This is a genomic window from Kribbella sp. NPDC059898, assembly GCF_042730855.1.
Taxonomy (GTDB): Bacteria; Actinomycetota; Actinomycetes; order Propionibacteriales; family Kribbellaceae; genus Kribbella.
Genome location: NZ_JBHWKR010000022.1, coordinates 48,705 through 68,599 on the forward strand (window position 1 = coordinate 48,705; position 19,895 = coordinate 68,599).

Below are 19,895 nucleotides of genomic sequence, written 5' to 3' on the forward strand. Positions count from 1 at the left end.
CCTCAACTTTGGTTCAGGTCAAATTCTGTCCATGGTGCCAAGTATTCTGCGGGGCATGTTCGACGCCGTGTTCGTGCCTGCCGATCCGCCGCGCGCGGGCCGGCTGGCGCTGTACGGCGATCTGTCCGGTGAGACCGCCGACGGCAGTGTCGAGCTGGTTCTCCCCCGCGGTACGGCGGTCCGCCGGACGACCGTGCCCGCGCGGCTGCTGTCCATGGACGAGGTCGTCAGCCGTCTGACCGAGCCGGAGGGCGAGGCCTCGCGGAGCTGGGCCGCGTGGCGGGCGGCCGGGCTCGCGGGACTGGTGCTGATCGGCCGCGGGCGGCTGGTGCCGGACAAGAGCGCGGAGGGGTACGGCGCGTGGCGGGTGGCTCCGCTGGACCCGATCGACCACGCGTGGCTGCGGAACCTCGGCGCCGCGATGCCGGCGTACGGGCATGCGCTGCCGATCGCGGGCACCCGGCCGGTCCGGCTGGTCGAGCCGGAGCAGCTGATCCGTTCCTTCTGGGACGCGCTGGCCGACTCTCTCGTCCGTACGCCGGCTGCGGCCGTCTCGGTTCGTCCAGGCGCGGCCCCGTTCGCGGCCGTCGAACCCGTTGCTCTCCAAGGGCCGACGGCCTGGCTGGACGAGACGGCGTTGGCCGAGCAGGCCGGGACCCGGCTGGTGCTGCGGATCGAGCCGCCCGAGACGGCCGAGGACTTCCGGGCGGTGCTGCAGCTGCGGAGCGGGCTGGATCCGAGTCTGCTGGTGGACGTCGCGGACCTGTGGAACGCGCCCGCCGCCGTACTGACCGCCCTCGGCGAGCGCGCCGAGACCGACCTGCTGCTGGCGCTCCGACGTGGTGCCCGCGTCTGGCCACCGCTCGGTACGGCGCTGCGGGACGCCGCGCCCGAGGACATCCCGATCGACGACGCGGCACTCGAGGAGCTCGCGGAAGGCAGTCCCGAGCTGGAAGGCGCCGGCATCGAGGTGCTGTGGCCGACCGAGCTCTTCGCCGGGCAGCTCGCGCTCCGGGCGAGCGTCGCGACACCGACGCCCGGCGCCATCACCGGACCCGACTTCACCCTGACCGAGCTGATCTCGTTCCGCTGGCGCCCGACGCTCGACGACCAGGACCTGACCGAGGCGGAGGTCGCCGCGCTGGCCGAGGCGAAGCGTCCGATGATCCGGATGCGCGGCCGCTGGATCCGCGTCGACCACGACGTCGTACGCCGCCTGCGCGACCGATCGACGCGCACGCTGACCGGCGCGGAGGCGCTCGGGGCCGCGCTGACCGGGACGATCGACGTCGACGGCCAGCTGGTTCCGTTCGACGCGGACGGCTCGCTTGCGCAGCTGCTGGCGAAGCTCCGGTCGGCCGACGAGCCCGCGCCGTACGCCGAGCCCGCCGGCCTGCGCGCGACCCTCCGCGACTACCAGCGCCGCGGTGTCGCGTGGATGGCGCAGCTCGCGAACCTCGGCCTCGGCGGCTGCCTCGCCGACGACATGGGCCTCGGCAAGACGATCCAGGTGATCGCGCTGCACCTGCAGCTCAAGGGCCGCGGTCCGACAGTCGTCGTCTGCCCGTCGACGCTGCTCGGCAACTGGGAGCGCGAGTTCGAGCGGTTCGCCCCCGACGTACCCACCCGGCGGTACCACGGCCCGGGTCGGACGCTCAGCGATCTCGCCGCGGACGAGGTCGTGCTGACGACGTACGGCGTGGTCCGCCAGGATCACCGGCTGCTCGGTGAGATCGGGTGGGGCCTGGCCGTCGCGGACGAGGCGCAGCACGCGAAGAACCCGTTGTCCCGGACCGCCCGCGCGCTGCGGACGTTGCCGTCGGCAACCAGGATCGCGCTGACCGGTACGCCGGTGGAGAACCGGCTGTCCGAGCTGTGGTCGATCCTCGACTGGTCGGCGCCCGGGCTGCTCGGCACGCTGGACCGGTTCCGCCAGGACGTCGCCGTACCGGTCGAGCGGTTCCACGACGAGGAGGCGACCGCGCGGCTGGCCCGGGTGACGCGGCCGTTCCTGCTGCGCCGGCGCAAGAGCGACCCCGGGATCGCGCCGGAGCTGCCGCAGAAGACCGAGCACGACGTCGTCGTACCACTGACGACCGAGCAGGCGACGCTGTACCAGGCCGTCGCGAAGGAGACGCTCGCCAAGATCGAGGAGGCGTCGGGGATCGCGCGGCGCGGGCTGGTGCTGAGTCTGCTCACGCAGCTGAAGCAGGTGTGCAACCACCCGGCGCAGTTCCTGCACGAGCCCGGCCCGCTGGAGCGCCGCTCCGGGAAGCTCGCCGCGCTGGACGAGCTGCTCGACGTGATCCTGGCCGAGGGCGAGTCGGTGCTGATCTTCAGCCAGTACGTCGAGATGTGCCGGCTGATCGAGGCGCATCTGGCGGCGCGGCAGGTGCCGACGCTGTTCTTGCACGGCGGGATCGGGGTGCGGAAACGCTCGGAGATGGTGGAGCAGTTCCAGGCGGGCGTGGCGCCGGTGTTCCTGCTGTCGTTGAAGGCCGGCGGGGTCGGGCTGACGCTGACGCAGGCCACGCATGTCGTGCACTACGACCGCTGGTGGAACCCGGCCGTCGAGGATCAGGCGACGGACCGCGCGTACCGGATCGGTCAGGACCGGCCGGTGCAGGTCCATCGGCTCGTCACCGAGAACACGCTGGAGGACCGGATCGCGACCGTGATCAACGCGAAGCGGGACCTCGCGGACGCGGTCGTCGGCTCGGGCGAGGCGTGGCTGAGCGAGCTGTCGGACACCGAGCTGACCGAGCTGGTGGAGCTGTCGACGGGGCCGTCGCGGTCGGGGTCGGCGAGCGCGTACAACCCTTCTGCCATTGGGAAATCCGATGGCTGACGAGGACCGCACGCCCTGGCAGGGCTGGCGTCGTAAAGGTGAGGACGCCGGGTTGCCGGCCGCTCGGGGTCCCGGGAGCCGGCGGTCGTTCGGGGCGACGTGGTGGGGGCGGGCGTGGCTGGAGGCGCTGGAGCAGCGGGCGCGGCTCGATCCGGGACGGTTGTCGCGTGGGCGGTCGTACGCGCGGCGCGGGAGTGTTCTGGAGTTGACGGTCAGCCCGGGCGAGGTCGAGGCGGTGGTGCAGGGCAGCCGGGTCACGCCGTACCAGGTGACTGTGCGGATCCGGGCGTTCTCCGCTGCCGAGTGGGATGCCGTGCTGGACGTCGTGTCGGCGCAGATCGGGCGGGTGGCGGCGCTCCTCGACGGGGAGCTTCCGCCGGAGGTCGTGGACGACGTACGGGCGACCGGGCTGGACCTCCTGCCCGGCGCGGGCGAGGTGCTGACGAACTGCAACTGCCCGGACTTCGCCGTACCGTGCAAGCACTCCGCGGCCGTCTGCTACCTGGTCGCCGACGCGTTGGACGACGACCCTTTCGCGCTGCTGCTCCTCCGCGGGCGCCCCCGGGACGAGCTCCTCGCCAGCCTCCGCGCCCGCCGGGGCGGCGGAACTCCCCCACCACCCCCACCCACACCCGCGCCCGCCGGCATCCCGGCGATAGCGGCCTTCACCCGCCACCTTCCTAGCGGCAACGATCCCCACGTCGCAGATCCCGCCACCCCCGCTGCCGGGGTCGATCGCGGCACCCCCGCCAACCCCGCCATCCCCGCTGCCGGGGACGACCGCGGCACCCCGGCCGATCGCGGCACCCTGGGCGAAGCCGTGGATCGGGTCGCCGCACCCGTCGCGCCGGTCGTGCCGATTCCGGTGCCGCCTCGGCCGTTGGGTGCGCCTGGGGTGCCGGCGGCGGTGAAGGTGCTGGATCCGCCGCGGTCGGCCGGGGTCGACGTACGGGAGCTGGTTGCCCTCGCGACCGACGCCGCTCGCCGTGCGTGGGAGCTCGCGTCCGGCGCGCCCCACGACCCATTCACCTTCGAGCAGGACCTCGCCCGCCGGGCCGCGGCAGCCCTCGGTACGCCGGAACTCGCTGACCTCGCGCACCGCGCCGGCATCCCCGCCCGCCGCCTCACCACCTGGGCCACCGCCTGGCACCACGGCGGCCCCGGCGGCCTCGCCGTCACCGTCGACGCCCCGCACGACGTCACCCCCGAAGCCCTCGCCGAAGCCGTCACCGTCCTCCCCCACGCCACCACCGAAGCCAACCGCGTCACCGCCGGCAAACTCCAACTCCGCCTCGGCAGGGACAACCTCTGGTACCGCTTCGACAACCAGTTCAACGACTGGACCCTGACCCGCCCACCCGCAGCGGACCCAAATGACCTCCTCTGAAGGAACCCCCATGCGCCGCCGAGCGACAATCACCGCAGTCCTACTTCTGGCATTGCTCGGCTGCGACCCCCACACCACCAACCAGACCGCACCCACCCCAACCGGCAACCTCTGCGATCGCATCCGCCCAACCCTCCCCGGCAACTGGACCACCAAGGCCGGCGAATCCTGGCCCACGGCACCGCTCTCGGACCTCTGCAACCTGGTAGCTCCGGCGCAGTCAACCCACCAGATCCAGGTCCTCGTCTCGATCCTTCCGGTCACCGCCGCGCAAGCAGCCAGGTATCGGAAGTTCGACGAGATCCAGACAGCAGACCGCAGCTACGCCGCCAAAGTCACCGACGGCGGGATGGGCGACGGCTCGTGGGCACTCAACCCGGCAGCCGCCGCACCGTGGCTGGTGTTTCGCACAGGCAACCGCCAGGTCCGGCTGCGGGCCGCGCCCGACGGTGCCGCCACGATGGATGAGCTCCTGTCCGTCGCTCACGCCATCACGGCGGTTCCCGGCGGCCTCCCGGTCGCGAAGGCGAGGATCGTCCGGCCCCAATGCGAACGCGGCACCGCCGCAGCCGAGCACGTCATCGGCGGGGCGGCCGTGGCGCGGCGTGACACGCTCGTCGACGGGCACCTCTGGTGCGAGTGGGGCAACGAAACCGCCTCCGTGTGGGCGATCGCGGGCGATCGCGGATCCGACGAGGCAATCGACTTCCACCTTGTCCAGACGGCCGGCGCCGACCCGGCGGTCCAGAACCATCGCGTCACCGTAGGCGCGGAAGGCTGGCAGCAGGACGATGGCTACCTCGTCTTCCGGACCGCTCGGGGCCAGTTCGTGATCGTCAGCTCCGCGCCGTACGCCGAGATGAAACCCGTCCCGATCGTGATGCTCGCGCGGGCGATCGCCCCCGCCTACTCCTGATTGGTGCGGGCGGCAACGAAGGCCTGGGCTATCCGGGTGATGAGGTCGTACGGGATCGGCTTGTTCAGCGGGAACTTCAGGGTGCCTTTGCCGGAGATGTACGGCGTCAGGTCCTCGTCGATCGGGGGGATCGGGTAGAGGGCGATGTGGGACTTCCAGGCGCTGAAGTGCAGGAGGCCGGTGCCGTCGAGGGTGATGGCGGGGATCTGGTAGCTGATCTTCTCCCCCGCGCCCGGTACGGCAGCGTGGATCGTACGGCGTACCTGCTCGAGGATCTCCTGCACGTCCGGTGGGAACGACGCGATGTATTCGTCAACGGTGTCGGCCATCCGACTATCCTGCCGCGCTCAACGGCGTGAACGGCATCGGCTCCGGCACCGGCGCGCCGTCCCACGGTTCGCCGAGTGGCGTCGGCCGCCACTTCCACGACTCCGGCGCACCCGCCGTACGACCGGTCAGCCGCAGCAGCTCCCGCCACGGCTCGTCCACCAGCCGCGGCTCGTGCGGGAACAGCCGCGTCAGCACCCGATCGCAGAGATCAGCGGGCGGCTCCAGCACGCAGCCCAACCCCTCGGCCAGGTCCTGCCCGTGCACCAGCCATTCGACGCACGCCATCCCGGCGAACCCCTCCGGATCGCCGATCCCCCACGGATGAAAGGCCCGCGTCCGCGCCGGACTCGCCCGGACGACCAGCGCCAGGATCCGCCCGGCCGCCTCGACGAAATCCAGTACGCCGGCCGGCGGCGCGAGGGGCTGCGCCTGCGCGGACCAGCGGACGTACTGCGTGCGCGCACCGACCGCGAGCTGCGACGCCCAGTGCAGGTTCGCCTGCCCGATGTGCTCCGCCGTCCGCCGGCAACTCCACTCGATCGACCCGGCCGGCACACCCCAGTCGGCGTCCGCCGCCGGCCGCAGCGCCTCGACCACACAGTCGCTCGCCGTCTCGACATCGTCTGCCGTCAGCACAAAAAGCTCCTCTCGACACCCACGAGTGTGCGGTGTCGAGAAATCGAAAAACAGTCTGTTGCGCAGCGATCGTTTCTGGGCTAGATAGAAGGAGAGCGGCGTAGCGGCGTCTGGTCCTCCAGGGCGGCGATCAGGTGGTCGGCGATGGTGGCGTGGCCGGCGACGGACGGGTGGACCTGGTCGGTGCAGTCGTCCTCGGTGATCCAGCCGGTGGAGTCGATGCAGACGAGGTTCGGGTCGTCGAGGGTTTTCACGGCGGCCTGGATCGTCTCCGCGTGCTTGCCGTTGAACGGGGTCAGCGACACGATCGCGGTCGTCGGGTACGCCGCCCGCACCCGGCGCACGTAGTCCGCGTACTCCTCGACCTCCAGCGTCGGGTCGTTGACGCCGAGGTTGATCACGACGACGTCGGACGGCTCGACGCGTTCGGCGGGCGAGCCGGCGAAGTTCCAGCCGAACGAGTCGACGCCGGACGGCACCTCGCCGTTCCCCGGCTTGCTGATCCCCTGGCTGCCGAACCCCACCTGGTACGACGTGGCGCCGAACGCGCGGGCAGTCAGGTACGCGTACGACGTCGTACCGTCCGCGCCCTCCGACTCCGAGTGCGTGCTCAGTGACCGCACGCCCTGCGTGATCGAGTCGCCGTAGAACTCCATCCGCGGACCGCCCGGCCGCCCGCTGAGCCGGAGCACCGACCTCGCGTCCAGCACCAGGCCTGCGAAAACGACCGCGCACCCGAACGGCGGGTTCCAGCGGTTCGCGTGTTCGTTGACGTCCTTGATCACGACCGACACCTGGTGCCGGCCGTCGGGCGCTGCGAGCTCGATGACCGGCTGGTCGACAACGTACAGCGAAGGCTCGTTGTCATCGACGGTTATCCACAGGTGCGGGGCGACCGTCAGCCCGTCGGTATCGAAGAGCAGTTGCAGCCGCTCACCGGCGTACGAGAAGGAGATCCGGGAGCCGGAGTTGACGGTGATCGCCACACCCGGCTGGTGGCCCCACTGTCCCTCCAGGACGATGCGCGGATCGGACGGGGCGATGACCTCGCCAGGTTCGAACGGCACGGCTTGCTCCTTCTCGTCGACGGAGCTGTCATTCTGCCAACGACGTCACCACCCTTCCTTCCGGGCCCGCGCCTCGAACAGCAGGATCCCGGCGGACAGCGCGACGTTCAGCGAGTCCGCCTGGCCGAGCATCGGGATCGACACCGCGTCGAACCCCTGGTCGTGCCAGGCCCGCGACAGCCCCGAGCCCTCGGACCCGACCACGAACGCGGTCGGGCCGTCGTAGCGCGGAACCCGGTACGTCCCGGTCGCGGCCGGGTCGGCGAGGTGGACCCGGAACCGGTGACTCCGCAGCCAGGCGGCCGCGGACGGGATGTCGTCGAACTCCACGATCGGCGTCGAAAGGACGGTGCCGCGGCTCGCGGAGTACACGGCGGGGTGCGTCGGACGGGCGCGGCGGCTGGTCAGGACGAGGCAGTCGGCGTTGGCGGCGTCCGCCGTACGGATCAGGGTGCCGAGGTTGCCGGCGTACTCGACGCCGTCGGCGACCAGGACCAGCGAACGGTCGGAGAAGCAGAACGCGTGCGGGCGCCATTCGGGGACCCGGGCGATCGAGAGCAGGCCGTCGGGGCGGCTCTTGCGGGACAGCCGGGCGAGCAGCTTCTCGGAGATGCGGTACACCTCCGCGGCGCGGGCGGCGTACCGGTCGACGTCGGGGATCCCGGCCTCCGGGCACCAGAAGAACGCCTCGATGGTGGCGGTCGTGGTCGGCAGGCGGTCGTGTTCCCACGTTCCTTCGACCATGATCCGGCCGGGCGAGCCGTCCTTGCGCAGGGCGAGCAGGTCACGGACACGGGGGTGCTGCGCGCCGATGGGGCGGGCAGCGGGATGCACAGTCATGTGCAGGCTCCGTACGGAGAGAATCAGCAAGCGCGCCGGGGACACGACGGTCCGCTCCGGCGGGGCGACACCCGGAGGTGCCGTGGTACTGACGCGGCCTTCCCGACCGCGTCAGCCAAGGATTCTCATCACACTCCGGATCGTAGGCAGCCGTACCTCCGCCGTCATCCGGTTTTCCACAGGCCCGTGCCAGGCGGGTTTTGGTCTGTCGGTGCGGGTGGTTAGAGTCCTTTTCTCACGGGAGGGAGTGCGGATGGACGCGACATTGCTCGACGCCGAGGCCGAAGCAGCGGTGCTGCGCGTCTACCGTCAGGTGTTCGCCGTGCTCGCCCGGGAGTCCGGCGCCATGATCGTCGATCCCGAGCTGCTGGACGTCGACCAGGCGATCCTGGACGCGTTCGCCGAGGCCGGCAGCGACGGCCTGACCGTGGAGCAGGCGACGCTCGCGTGCCGCGCGTACCCGCACGACGTGATCGTCCGCCGCTTCGACCTGCTCCGGCAGTACGGCGCGATCACCAAGCTCGTCGACCGGCCGAACGAGCTGCGTCACCGCGCCGCGTTCGCGCCGTACGTGATGCTGATGTTCCTGCGCCGGATGTCCGTCCAGGGCGGCCAGGCAGAGCTGCATCAGCTGCTCACGCTCGAGGCGCACAGCGTCAGCGACCCGCAGGCGACGGCCGACGACGGCAAGGCGTCTATCGGACGGCTGACCAAGGTCTTCCGGCTGCTCGGCAACGAGCTGGCGATCCTGGTGTCGACCAGTACGACGGCGCAGCTCCGGGAGAACGCCCAGCTCGCGTGGGGCAACGAGCGCCTGATCGAGCAGGCCGAGAAGGTGCACCGCCTGGTCCTCGGGCGCTGGCCGGAGCTGCATCGGGACTGTACGTCGCTGCGCATGGCGCTCGCCGCGTACGCCGACGCCGTACAACTCGCCGCCGGCCGTCTGGTCGAGCGTGCGGGGACGACGCGGGCGCTCGGGCTGCTGCCGATCGAGACCTGGCTGACGTTCACCCGGACCAGCGAGCCCGAGACGCTCGCCGCCGTACTGGACGGTCTGCTGTTCGACGCCGCCGCGCCGGACTTCTCCGCACAGACGATGGTGGAGGCGGTGGAGACCGGGCGCCGGAGCGGTACGGCCCGGATGGCGCCGCCGCGGCCCACCGCGGACCAGGACGCCCCGGAGTCGGCCGCCGCGACCGACCGGGAGGACCTGCGCCGCGAGGCGGAGCGGGTGCTCGCGGGGCGCCTGTCGGTCGACATCGTCGAGGTCGTCGACGAGGCCGGCGACTGGATCACCGCGCGCCGGGTGCTCGCCGAACTGACGGCGGCGCATCTGCACGACGAGCTCGACTACGAGCTGGTGTGGTCCGACGGCATGCGCATCGACCGGAACGCCGGGACGCCGTGGGCGACCGAGGGCGTGTTCCGCCGGGTGGTTTCGTGAGCACCGAGGCCGTGGAGCGACGGCTGTACAACGCGCTCTGGTGGGCGAAAGTGCAGTCCGCCGGACCGATCGAGGTCGACCCGGACACCCCCGCGGTCGCCGGCCTGACCCGCGCCTCGTCGTCCGACGGCGTCTGGCTGGTGCCGACGCTCCCGTCGGGCGCCGGCCACAGCGTGCTGGAGGAGCTCGGCGCTCCCCCGGTCCCGGTCGAGCTGCCGAACGAGACCGCCCGCCTGCTCGCGATCTGCGTCGCCTGCTGCTGGACGGACCGCAGCGCGTCGCCCTGGCCCGGTGGGACCGGGACGATCGCGCAGATCAGATCGGTGTACGCCGGGATGCGCGGCCGCCCGGAGCAGCCGAGCGACATGACGCTGATCATCGGCAGCCTGCGCCGCCTGCACGCCACGCACTGGCTGCGCTGGGACGAGACCGCCGGCGAGGTCCGCCTGGGACCGCGCGTCGTCACGTGGAGCCCGGCCGACCTGTCGACGCTCCGTGACCTGTGCCGCCACCTGCCGGATCCACCTGCGCGGGAGGTGGCGGATGACTGACCATCACGCGCTCTTCGACCCGCTGCTGCAGGACCTCAGCGACCGGTCGCGCGACGAGGTGCTCGCCGCGTTCAGCGCGGTGCAGTACGCCGCCCACCCGGTCGCCGAAGTACAGCTGGCCGGCCTCCGCGACGTCACGCTCCGCCGCCAGGTGCAGCGGATGCTCAAGCTCATCGGCCGCACGCTCGTCCACGTCGACGGCACCCATTGGACCGCCGGGTACGACGACGACATCGCGGCCAGTCTCGCCGCGCAGGGCTGGCAGCCGCTGTCGGTGATCGACCGGGCGGTGCTCGTGCTGGTGCTGATCCACTCGGTCGCGATCCCGCGCAGCGAAGGCATCCTCACCGGCGACAGCTGGAAGTCCGCCCGGCCGACCACGGTCGACGAGCTGCGGACCACCCGGATCAGCGGCGAGGAGCGGCGGCTGGCGCTGCAGCGGCTGCGCGCCGCCGGGCTGATCCAGCTGTCCGGCGACCACTCCGGCGGGCCGTCGTACATCCCGGGTCCACAGTTGCAGCGGTTGACGCCGGCCGCTCGCCGTCGCCTCCAGGACCAGCTGATCCTCGCCGCCGCCCCGGCCAGCCCGATTGCCGAAGCCATCCGCGCCCGCCACGGGGTCCCTGTCGAAGTGGGAGAAGAAGCATGAGTGACGACGGGCCGTTCGACATCCTGGGCTCGAAGGTGCTGCTCGGGGTGCAGGTCGTCGACCTGTCCCGGCTGTCCACGCACCCGATCCCGATGATCGGCCGCGGCCTGATCACGGTCGCCGGCCAGGGTCCCACCGACTCCAACGGCGCCGGCAAGTCGTCCTGGATCGCAGCGCTCAGCCTGCTGCACGCGGACGACCAGTGGCGGCTGACCAGCGGCGCGCCGGGCGCGGCGGAGCTGCTGTTCACCGCCGAAGCGGCCGGTCAGGAGGGCAACTGGTCGAACGTCGACCGCGGCTACATCGTCGGCGTCTTCTCCGACCCGGACCTGACCGACCTCGACGAGATCGAGGCCGCCGCGGTGACGGTGTGGATCCGGATCAACCGCAAGGCGTCGTACATCGACCTGCGCTGGAAACACGGCCTGCACATCCCGTACGGCGCGACCGAGGCCGAGCGCGCCGCGGGCGCCGACGAGCTGTGGGCAGCCCTGCCGCATTCGAACGGGCGCACCGACTTCCACGCGAACAAGCTCTCCCAGGTGCTGTACGGCGGACAGGTCCGGTGCGTCTCGTTCCTGTCGACGTCCGTCCGGGCCAGCCCGACCGCGAACCTGCTCGCGGAGCCGCTGAACGAGCTCGGCCCGGCGCGGATCTTCAACGCGATCGCGACGCTCACCGGTCTCGACCACGAGCTCGAGCAGGAGCAGGCGCACCGTTCCGCCGAGCACACGCAGCGCGAGGCGACCAAGCAGGCAACCACCGACCTGCAGCGCTGGGAGCATGAGATGGCGACCGTCGAGGCCGGCATCCTGCAGCGTGCCGCGGCCCGCGAAGCTCTCGCGGCGGCGAAGGAGTCCTGGCGGGCCCGTTCGGCCCGGCACCTGATCGACGGCTCCGCGCGGAACACCGAGATCCTCCAGGAGATCGCGGCGCTGGACGAGCGCGCCGCCGAGCAGGAGGCCCGCAAGGAAGCGATCGAGACCGAGATCGACGCGTTCGGCAACGAGGAGAACCTGCTCCGCGGCGTGCAGCTGACCCGCCAGGAGCGGGACAAGCTGGACGCCCGCGACCGGGAGCTCGATCTGGCGCAGCGTTCGGTGCGGGAGCAGCTGGAGCGTCTCGGCCAGGAGCACCGGCGGCTGCTGGACGCGGGCCGTTCCGCGGACGGCCGGGACCTGGCGGTGGCCGGCGAGGAGCAGGACGAGGCCCGCGCCGTGCTTGAGGAGCACATCGGCCGCGACCACGCCGCTCGCTCCGCGGTCGACTATGCGGCGGCCGAGCTGCGTGAGGCGGAGAGCGGTCAGACCGTGTCGGCGCCGCAGCAGCAGGTCCTGGAGAACGCCGGCATCGAGTGCGGCGCTCTCACCGACATCACCGAGCTGCCCGCCTCCGACCGGGCCGAGTGGGAGCCGCGACTGGCGCCGTACCGGGAGGCTGTCGTCATCGACTTCGGCGACGCGACGGTTGCCGCGACCGCGCTGGCCGACGCCGGGTACGCCGGATTCCTGCTGGTGCTGGCGAATCGGCCCGGTGCTGCGCCGTCCCGGAAACGCGGCCCGAAGTCGGCGGACAAGCGGTTCGTGCTGGACACGTTCTTCGCGGCGATCGGCGAGCGGGCGACCAAGGACACCATCGACGACGTCGCCGGGGTGGTCGCGGTCGGGCAGTTCGACGAGGCGATCACCGGCCGGACCGCGCGGATCGAGGCGGCCCGTCGCCGTGTGGAGGCCGCGGTCGAGGCCCGGACTCTCGCCTCGGCCGCGCTGGAGCAGGCCCGTTCGCGGGTGGGGCAGGCAGAGCGCCGGACGGCGGCCGCTCGCGCGCTGGCCGACGCGGAATCGGTGCAGGAGCAGATCCTCGCGCTCCGCGAAACCGTCGACCGGCACGAGACGGACCGCGACTCGCTCGCACCGCAACTGCAGGCGGCCAAGGAGTCCGCGGAGGCCGCCGCCGGTCAGCAGCTCGTCCGCGACGAGCGCCTGAAGAACCTCGAGGCCACCCGCCGCGACCACAACCGGATCCTCGACGAGCTGACCGGCCGCCGGCTCGCCCTGCGCGAAGAGCAGAGCGCGCTCGACCTGACCACGCGGACGACGGTGTGGGGCGGCACGCCCGAGGAGGCCGACGAGTTCCTGCTGGCCCTGCCGGACGACGCCCAGCGCCGGACGACCGCCGACTGGAACCACCAGGCCTGCACGCAGCTCGACGACGTGATCCGCCGGTGCTTCCCGAGCGCGCGTTCCCGCGAGGAGATCCCGGCCGAGCTGTGGGAGATCCTGAACGGCCAGGACGGCTGGACGAACGGCACGCTCGGCGACCGCGTCGGCCTGGTCCCGGCACTGCACCGGACGCTGAGCAGCCACCTCGCGCAGCACGAGACGTTCGACAGCCTGCAGCAACAGCAGATCGCCAGCCAGCGCGCCGAGCGGAACGCCGCCCTCGAACGCGCCCGCGAAGGCCTCGACGAGGCGGAGAGCACGGCCCGCGCACACCGCGCCTCGCTGGCCGACGGCATCAAGGCCCGGCTGCGGTTGGTGTCCCAGGAGTTCGACCGGCTCGACCAGCAGTACGGCGGGTACGGCGCGAAGCTCGAGTTCCCGGAGCCGGATCCGCCGGCCGAGCCGGACAAGCCGTGGCGCTGGACGGTCACGCCGAAGTGGCGGCGATCGGAGGGCGGCCCGTTCTCCGCGTTCAACGTGAAGGGCAACACCGCCCAGATGGACGAGAAGGCGGTGAAGCTGGTGTGCGCGGCCGCGCTCGCCGGCGGCTCGGACCGTCCGCTGCTGCTGATCCTCGACGAGCTCGGCCGCAACCTCGGGTCCCAGCACCGGCGGGAGGCGGTGGCGCTGTTCGAGCAGATCGGCCGCGACCGGAACATCACGGTGATCGGCGCGCTGCAGGACGACATGGAGCGGTACGCCCTGGCCTCGTCCCGGCTGTACGTGAAGCTCCGGCGCAGCTCGGACACCATGCCGTACAACCAGGCGCCGGTGGTGAAGGGCAACGAGGACAACTCGGCCCGGGTAGAGCTGCTCCGCGAGTGGATGACGTCGTACCGAGGCTCCACCCCGACCCTGGAACTGGCGTCGCCGACCTTGACGTAGCTTGACACTTGTCCAGATTTCGACACGTGGTTACCAAAAGCGGACCCCGGTGCAGACCTCCGACCTCCGGGTGCAGCAGTATGGTCCGGTGACTTTTCCGGAGAGCCGCCGTACCCGCGTGCAGCGAGTGCACGGAGCTCTGGTCAAGCGGTCGTATGACGGCGTACCGTCGCCAGCATCCCCGCCGAAACGGCCGCCTCATGATCGGAGGGCGTGAATGGCTTCGTGGCTGCTCCGCGCCCAGTGGTCGCATCGTGAGGAGTCCGTCGAGCACCGCGCGCTCCGCGTCGGCCGCACGCTGACCGCGGTCGCTGTCGCGTTCCCCGACGTCCACAACTGGACTCAGGACGAGCGCTGGGGGTACCACGTCCTCGAGGCCGACGGGTCGACGCCGCTCGAGGAGATGGTCGAGGCGACCACGAAGGTCCTGGCGAACGGTACGAGCACGACCCGGCTGCATCTGCAGAGCACGGGTGAGCTGCCGTGGCTGTTCGACCTGTCCATGGGCGGCACGATGACCACCATCTCCGACCAGCTCACGCTGCACTGGAGCGACGAGGACGCGCTGCTGCAGTCGGAGCGGTTCGCCCAGATCCTCCGCGCGGTCGTGACGATCTGGGAACCCCAGTGGGCCAGCATCGCCGACACCGAACTGGCCGCCGCCGCCGGTGTCTTCCGGCGCGGGATCCCGATGATGGGCTGGCTGACCTACATCCGCGGCCTGGTGGCCGGCGCTCCCGGCATCGACATCTCCCTCACGCCCTACGAACGCGGCACGCTCCTCCAGGCGCCCGTCTCCCCCACGGACCTGACGCCGGTCCACATCTGTGCCGCGGCAGCCCTCGTCGGTATCGCTCCCGAGGAGTAGTCACTCCGACCCACCCGGCTGCAGGCGTGCCAGGGCGCGTGTCAGATCGCCGAGTGTTGTGTTCAGCTGGGTCAGCACAGCGCTGTCGACAGGCACCTGGTGGTTGTCCAGCCCGAGGTTGGCAGCGAACCGGACGTGCGCGTCCGGCGGCGCCTGGTTGAGGTACGTGTCGAGGGCCTCCTGGAGGAGCGGACTGGGCACCGACTCGGGTCTCTCCCGCCACTTGGTCAGCGTCCGGGGCGAGATGCCCAGTCGCTCGGCGAACGCTTCGTTCGTCAGCCGCAGCGCCGTACGCAGGGCGTGGGCGTGCCGGCCCGTCCACTCGTCGATGATCGTCATCGGTCCAGCTCCCTTGCAGGTCGATTACTCCGTGCAATGAGAATATGGCGATTCGGTGACCGTCGGTGGGCCGAATTTGTGCGCTGTGGATACCGGTCGAGTTCCTGGTGCGGGCAGCCGGCCGCGCGTTGACTTGGGCCATGGACGAGACCAGCGGACGAACCGCGACGCTGCAGCGCACCGCCCAGCGGCGTCATCTACGCATCACGAACCGCTCCGGCCCGCGCTGCTTCCAGCTGTTCCGGCACGAGGACGTGTCCGGAGTGAGCGGTACGGGCGTTGTCGCGGAGGGCGTGCTGTGGAGCGACGGGACGGTCGCGTTGCGCTGGGGCGGCTGCTATCCGACCACGACGGTCTGGCAGGACGGGATCGACGCGCTGCTCACCGTCCACGGGCACAACGGCCGGACCACGATCCGCTGGCTGGACGAGTAGCCATGCGTATCGATCGCCGGCCCGGCGGGCACACCCTGCCAACCCGCCTGGCCGGCCTACTCGGTGAAGAACTGCTCCCGGTACTTCTTTGGGACCGGGCGCTGGTGCGACTCCGCCGCCGGGGTTGTCCGGCTCTCCGTGGCGCCGTTCGGTTCTGCCTCGGTCCGAGCCGCCCCGGTCAGTTCTTCGACCGCCGTGCTGAAGGCGAGTTCGGCACGGGTCGGCCGCGGGCGTTCGATCTCCTCGGCGGTGGCACGCCGCCCGGGGAGGTCGTTCGCCGCGGCCGACAGTTCCGCCAACGTCTCGAGCAGCCCGAGCGCGGTCTCGACCTCACCCGGATGGTTCACCAGCCACCACACCGCGGCCGACCCGGGCGTGGCGAAGACGTCGTCCTTCAGATAGGCGCGCTTGTCCTGCTCCATCCGCCGCTCGATCAGCGTGGTCTGCTCCCGACGGTGCAACGCCGCAAGGTGCTGCAGGTGCTTCTGATCCGAATCGGGCAGCCGCAACCGCACTTCGGTCGCCCAGCTCCGGACCTGCCCCTTCTCGTCCAACGCCGGCTCACCGAGCAGCGCCGCCAGCCGATGCTGGTTCAGCGATTCCTCGGTCACCTGCTGCCGCGCCGCCAACGACCGCGCCCGATCCAGCAACGCGTCCACCGCCACCGCCCCGAGATCGGCGTGCCGGGACCCCGACAACACCGTCGACCACTGCACCACAGCCGAGAAACTGAACTGGAAGTCCGGCGACGCCGACGGCAACCGGACATCCGCCACCGTCCGCGACGGCGGCCCGGAGAACACCGGATCCGGATCCGCCAACACCAGCGACGGCGCCGCCGGCTTGGCCACCACCGGCTTGGGTTCCTCCGGCTGCTTCCACACCACAGCCAGCAACACCAACATCACCACGACCAGCACCACAGCAGCCCACGCCGGCAACCCCACGACGAGCGAAACGACGTACAACACAACCACAATCCCAGCCGCGACCAGGAGCGAGTTCCGATGAAGCTTCATACGAGCCGTTCCTTCACCGCAGGCGAGTCCACCAAAAGTTTCACACGCCTAACGCCCCGTAGCCGCCACGCGCGTGTCGGCGGTTCCAACTGCACCCGTTCGCCGACGTGCGGAGGTCAAACTGATCACTCCTCGGTCGGCGAGTAGAACTCCTCCCGATAGCTCGCTGGCAGGTCGACGGAGTCAGGGGCAGGTACCGAGGTACGAGGATCTCGAAGCACGGCTGCGCCGGACAGCTCACTGTTCGAAGGTGGCGTGCTCGAAGGCTGCCCAGCCGACGGCTCAGCGGCCGGCGGTTCCATGCTCGTCAGGTCGACTCCGTCTGCTTCAAGTGTCTGGGCTCTCGACTCGGCTGGAGTGTCCTCCGCGGCCGCAGGCGGCCCGGAGATCGACTCATTGCGTTCTTGCCCAACTGGTAGCGCGTCGTAGTTCGTACGGATCGTCTCAGCACCGTCGTGGTTGTTAAACGCCGATTCCAGGTTGGCCAGCTCAAACGCCTTGAGCTTGCGTTGTGCGGGGTCGAGACCGTCCAGCAGGATCTCAACAGCTTCCGCGAAGCTTGGTCGCGCCGGAGGTTCGGGGTCCTCAGTACGCTCCGGTACGGCGAACAGCACGGTCCGCCCGGCCTCGTCGCCGCGAAACCGATCATCGAACAAGTCCGCCGGAATCCGATCGTGCGCAGCATCCGAAAGCCTCCGCAGCGTCTGGTAGAGGCTCACGCACTGCTCGATTTGATCCGGGTTCTTCGATAGCCACCACACCGTCGCGGATCCGGGTGACGCCAGCGCGTCCTTTGAGAGGTATTCCCGCAGATCCTTCTCCAGTTGCCTTTCCAGCGTGTTGACTTCCTGGCGGCGACGGAGGTCAGCCCGGAGTTCAGCTTGTCGCGCGTAGGACTCCGGCAACCGAACCTGAACGGCGTCTGCCCACACTCTCGCCTGTTGACGATCGTCCGATTCGGCACGTCCGAGGGCTGTGGCGATCTCTTGTTTGGCCGCAACGCCCTCAGTCGGCTCCATCAGCGCCAGCGCCTGCCTTGCTCGGCGCATCACCGACGCTACGGCCGCTGCTGCGAGATCAACGTGCCGGGAGGGCTGCCCGATCGGCGTCCAGTACACCGTGCAGGAGAAGCTGAACTGATATTCGGGCGCGGCACTCGGTATCCGCGCGTCGTAGATCACCCGCGACGAAGGCAGTTGCGGCTCCGGCGTAGGTTCGACCATCGGTTCGGGTGGTTCGGGGTGCGTCGGAGTCGTCGCAGTATCGCGGAACACAGCAGCCGCGATCCCGAGCAGGACCGCAAGCAAGCCCACGAGCCACCCGGTCGACAGGCCGAGAATCGCGGCGACGGCCTCAGCGCCGATGATGATCCCGGCTGTCGCGACCACAGACTTCCTAGTCAGTTTCATCGTTCGTTCCTTCAGGTCGAGGGGTGTTTGCGAGATCCGCAATCGCGCGCCGGACCGAGGCTTCGATCGCCGAGGCGGCCTGGAGAGTCGCGGGGGTCGAGGAGTCAACCCGTCGATGCCACTGCTGGTTGGCGGTGTAGACCTGCGCCAGCCTCGCGATGTTGCGGTCACAGATGTCGATCAGCACTGCACGCAAGGCAGAGGCGACGGGCAGGTCGCCGGCGGCAGTGACGAGCGCATGCTGGTTCAGCCAATCGAGGCACCATTCGTCGGTCGGCCACCGTTCGACAGCACGGCGCCAGGCCACAACGACCGAGCGTCGGAGCCGCGGAACGATCAGCGCCGGACGCTGGCCGGGTCGCGCAGAAAGTCGCTCTGGAGCGAGGACGCGGCGGCACAGCTCGCGATCGAAGCGGTCCCGGTCGATCAGGACATGGGCGAAGAGTTCAAGGGCCCGATCCTCGTTGCAAAGCCCCACAATCGCGACACACGCGGCTTCGCGAATCGCACTGTGATCGGCGAGCCAACGCAACCGAATCAGCGCCTGCTTCAGATGGCTCGCGGCGACGACATGCCGGCAAAGTTGGATGACGATCTGGCCGAGCGACGACGACAGTTTCGGGCTGTATGCCCAGTTGTAAAGCTGTTGCCGCGCCAGCGGCCCGCTGCGATCGTCCAGCAGGACCTGCGTCATCATGCCGACTGCCAGTCGCCGCTGCTCGTCGCGGCCAGCGTCGGCCCAGCTCTCCACCAGCCCATAGAGCTCTGACAGCTGCAAGGTCCGCACCGTCTGCGCCGCGAACCTTTGGGCGACGGCAGCCCGATCCTGCGCGTCCGTGTCCGCCCAGGCATATGACGTCGACACCCATTGCGCGAACTGCCTCCGGAGGTCGGGATAGCCGTCCCAGAAATGATCCAGGAGAGCTGTCCCGAAGGCCGGCCGGCTGAAGCGGACCGTTCCCTCGGACACCTGCAGCTCGTCGCCGACGGCCCGGACACGATCGGCAATTCCCGGCTGGGCAAGTCGATGCGGTTCGCTCGACAGCTCATATCCCAGGGCGGCCTGCAGCCGGCCTTCAGCGAAATAGACCGACTCGAGACTGCTCGCCTCCAGCATGGCAGCGGTGAGCAGCAGCGTACGGTCCTCCACGGACTGCAACCGATCCAGCAAGGTGGCGATCGCCTTCTCATGGTCCTCGAGGCCGGTGAGTGCACCACTGACCCACGCTTCGGTACCCAACCCCTGGCTACGGGTTTCATCGAGGTACTTCGCGACGCGTGCGACATCCCGAAGCGGCAACTGATCCAGGAAGGCGTGTATCTCCGAAGAAATTGATGAGCGCTTGAGCGGCAGGCGGTACTCCTTGTTCAGGTGTGAGTCGAGAACCTGCCAGCGATCGGGGTAGCCAATCCGCTCACGGAGGCTCTGCAAGTCGTCGTGCAGCAGCCGGTGCGACTGATCCGGCACCAGGACGACGAGACTGGCGCGCTGCTGATTGACGATCGCGGCACAGTTCACCAGCTCGACCTGACACGCGGCGAAGCTCTCGAGGTCCAGATCCGACACGTCCAGCATCAGCCGGTCGACTTCGGAGACATCCTCGGCAGACAGGCGCTCATCGCCGACCAAGTCTGCGCTGCTCAACAACCGCAGAGATCGGGCGTCATCGGCACTTGGGCAGAGCAGCATCTGAGCAGCTGTCCTCCGCCCGCACCCTGGCGGGCCGGTGAGAATCACCGTGCTGCCTGGCTGGTTGAGACGCTCCTGCAGTTTGTGAAATCCAGGCGGCCGGACGAACACGCGGTGCAGGAACTCGACGCCACCGAAGATTCCTTTGACACCGAGCGTTGGCCGAACCCGCAGTGGTGCCGGCCGCCCCAGCACGTGAAAGTTCATCTGCAAGCCGCTGCCTGAATTCACGTTCCCGTGGGCGTCCGTCAGCACGGTGCCCACGTCACCGCTCAGATCGCCGAGTCCGCCGCGCCGGACGAGCAGTTCCGCACCCGAGTCACCGCCGTACTGATCCTCAGCATCCGTTGGGCTCTCCACG

Annotated in this window: 17 protein-coding genes; 9 read left to right on the forward strand and 8 right to left on the reverse strand. The window is 70.2% G+C overall.

Annotated features, from left to right (window positions below; genetic code table 11):
- Positions 1-55: 55 nt before the first annotated feature.
- Genes ACFV9C_RS40690 through ACFV9C_RS40700 form a run of 3 tightly spaced genes read left to right on the forward strand, consistent with a single transcriptional unit; the run spans position 56 to position 5,151 of the window.
- Positions 56-2,848: a DEAD/DEAH box helicase gene (locus ACFV9C_RS40690; protein WP_380202643.1), complete on the forward strand. Its 2,793-nt coding sequence runs from the start codon at positions 56-58 to the stop codon at positions 2,846-2,848.
- Positions 2,841-4,235 carry an SWIM zinc finger family protein gene (locus ACFV9C_RS40695; RefSeq protein WP_380202645.1) on the forward strand — a complete coding sequence of 465 codons (1,395 nt, stop codon included), beginning with the start codon at positions 2,841-2,843 and terminating at the stop codon, positions 4,233-4,235. Before ACFV9C_RS40690 ends, ACFV9C_RS40695 begins: the two co-directional genes overlap by 8 nt.
- A gap of 10 nt (positions 4,236-4,245) precedes the next feature.
- A complete protein-coding gene (locus tag ACFV9C_RS40700) occupies positions 4,246-5,151 on the forward strand; it encodes a hypothetical protein (protein ID WP_380202647.1) in 906 nt (301 codons plus the stop codon).
- Here ACFV9C_RS40700 and ACFV9C_RS40705 read toward each other — a convergent pair.
- From ACFV9C_RS40705 to ACFV9C_RS40720, 4 genes are all read right to left on the reverse strand, one after another.
- Positions 5,142-5,480: an iron chaperone gene (locus tag ACFV9C_RS40705; protein ID WP_380202649.1), complete on the reverse strand. Its 339-nt coding sequence runs from the start codon at positions 5,478-5,480 to the stop codon at positions 5,142-5,144. The genes ACFV9C_RS40700 and ACFV9C_RS40705 overlap by 10 nt on opposite strands.
- Before the next feature lie 4 nt (positions 5,481-5,484).
- Entirely contained in the window at positions 5,485-6,117 is a 633-nt protein-coding gene (locus ACFV9C_RS40710; protein ID WP_380202651.1) for a maleylpyruvate isomerase N-terminal domain-containing protein, read from the reverse strand.
- 80 nt (positions 6,118-6,197) lie between these two features.
- Positions 6,198-7,184, reverse strand: coding sequence for a GDSL-type esterase/lipase family protein (locus ACFV9C_RS40715; RefSeq protein WP_380202653.1), 987 nt, complete (start codon positions 7,182-7,184; stop codon positions 6,198-6,200).
- A gap of 45 nt (positions 7,185-7,229) precedes the next feature.
- Positions 7,230-8,024, reverse strand: a complete 795-nt coding sequence (locus tag ACFV9C_RS40720) for a TrmH family RNA methyltransferase (protein WP_380202655.1) — start codon at positions 8,022-8,024, stop codon at positions 7,230-7,232.
- A gap of 253 nt (positions 8,025-8,277) precedes the next feature.
- Between ACFV9C_RS40720 and ACFV9C_RS40725 the strand changes: the two genes are divergently transcribed.
- The 5 genes from ACFV9C_RS40725 (at position 8,278) to ACFV9C_RS40745 (ending at position 14,643) form a co-directional block, all read left to right on the forward strand.
- Positions 8,278-9,468 carry a hypothetical protein gene (locus ACFV9C_RS40725; RefSeq protein WP_380202657.1) on the forward strand — a complete coding sequence of 397 codons (1,191 nt, stop codon included), beginning with the start codon at positions 8,278-8,280 and terminating at the stop codon, positions 9,466-9,468.
- A complete protein-coding gene (locus ACFV9C_RS40730; protein WP_380202659.1) occupies positions 9,465-10,019 on the forward strand; it encodes a hypothetical protein in 555 nt (184 codons plus the stop codon). The genes ACFV9C_RS40725 and ACFV9C_RS40730 overlap by 4 nt, the downstream gene beginning before the upstream one ends.
- Complete coding sequence (locus tag ACFV9C_RS40735) at positions 10,012-10,668, forward strand: hypothetical protein (protein ID WP_325037819.1); 657 nt, start codon at positions 10,012-10,014, stop codon at positions 10,666-10,668. The genes ACFV9C_RS40730 and ACFV9C_RS40735 overlap by 8 nt, the downstream gene beginning before the upstream one ends.
- Positions 10,665-13,775 (forward strand): chromosome segregation ATPase, encoded by a 3,111-nt coding sequence (locus tag ACFV9C_RS40740; RefSeq protein ID WP_380202662.1) that lies wholly within the window; start codon positions 10,665-10,667, stop codon positions 13,773-13,775. The genes ACFV9C_RS40735 and ACFV9C_RS40740 overlap by 4 nt, the downstream gene beginning before the upstream one ends.
- A 217-nt stretch (positions 13,776-13,992) precedes the next feature.
- Positions 13,993-14,643 (forward strand): hypothetical protein, encoded by a 651-nt coding sequence (locus ACFV9C_RS40745; RefSeq protein ID WP_380202664.1) that lies wholly within the window; start codon positions 13,993-13,995, stop codon positions 14,641-14,643.
- On the opposite strand, the gene ACFV9C_RS40750 is transcribed toward ACFV9C_RS40745, so the two are convergent.
- Positions 14,644-14,982: a multiprotein-bridging factor 1 family protein gene (locus ACFV9C_RS40750; protein WP_380202666.1), complete on the reverse strand. Its 339-nt coding sequence runs from the start codon at positions 14,980-14,982 to the stop codon at positions 14,644-14,646.
- Between the two features lie 140 nt (positions 14,983-15,122).
- Here ACFV9C_RS40750 and ACFV9C_RS40755 point away from each other — a divergent pair, with 140 nt between their 5' ends.
- Positions 15,123-15,416 (forward strand): hypothetical protein, encoded by a 294-nt coding sequence (locus tag ACFV9C_RS40755; RefSeq protein ID WP_344188059.1) that lies wholly within the window; start codon positions 15,123-15,125, stop codon positions 15,414-15,416.
- Between the two features lie 56 nt (positions 15,417-15,472).
- Here the strand turns inward: ACFV9C_RS40755 and ACFV9C_RS40760 are convergent, their stop codons facing one another.
- From ACFV9C_RS40760 to ACFV9C_RS40770, 3 genes are all read right to left on the reverse strand, one after another.
- Entirely contained in the window at positions 15,473-16,435 is a 963-nt protein-coding gene (locus tag ACFV9C_RS40760) for a hypothetical protein (RefSeq protein WP_380202669.1), read from the reverse strand.
- Between the two features lie 125 nt (positions 16,436-16,560).
- Entirely contained in the window at positions 16,561-17,844 is a 1,284-nt protein-coding gene (locus ACFV9C_RS40765) for a hypothetical protein (RefSeq protein WP_380202671.1), read from the reverse strand.
- Entirely contained in the window at positions 17,831-19,894 is a 2,064-nt protein-coding gene (locus tag ACFV9C_RS40770; RefSeq protein ID WP_380202673.1) for a hypothetical protein, read from the reverse strand. Before ACFV9C_RS40770 ends, ACFV9C_RS40765 begins: the two co-directional genes overlap by 14 nt.
- Position 19,895: the final 1 nt, after the last annotated feature.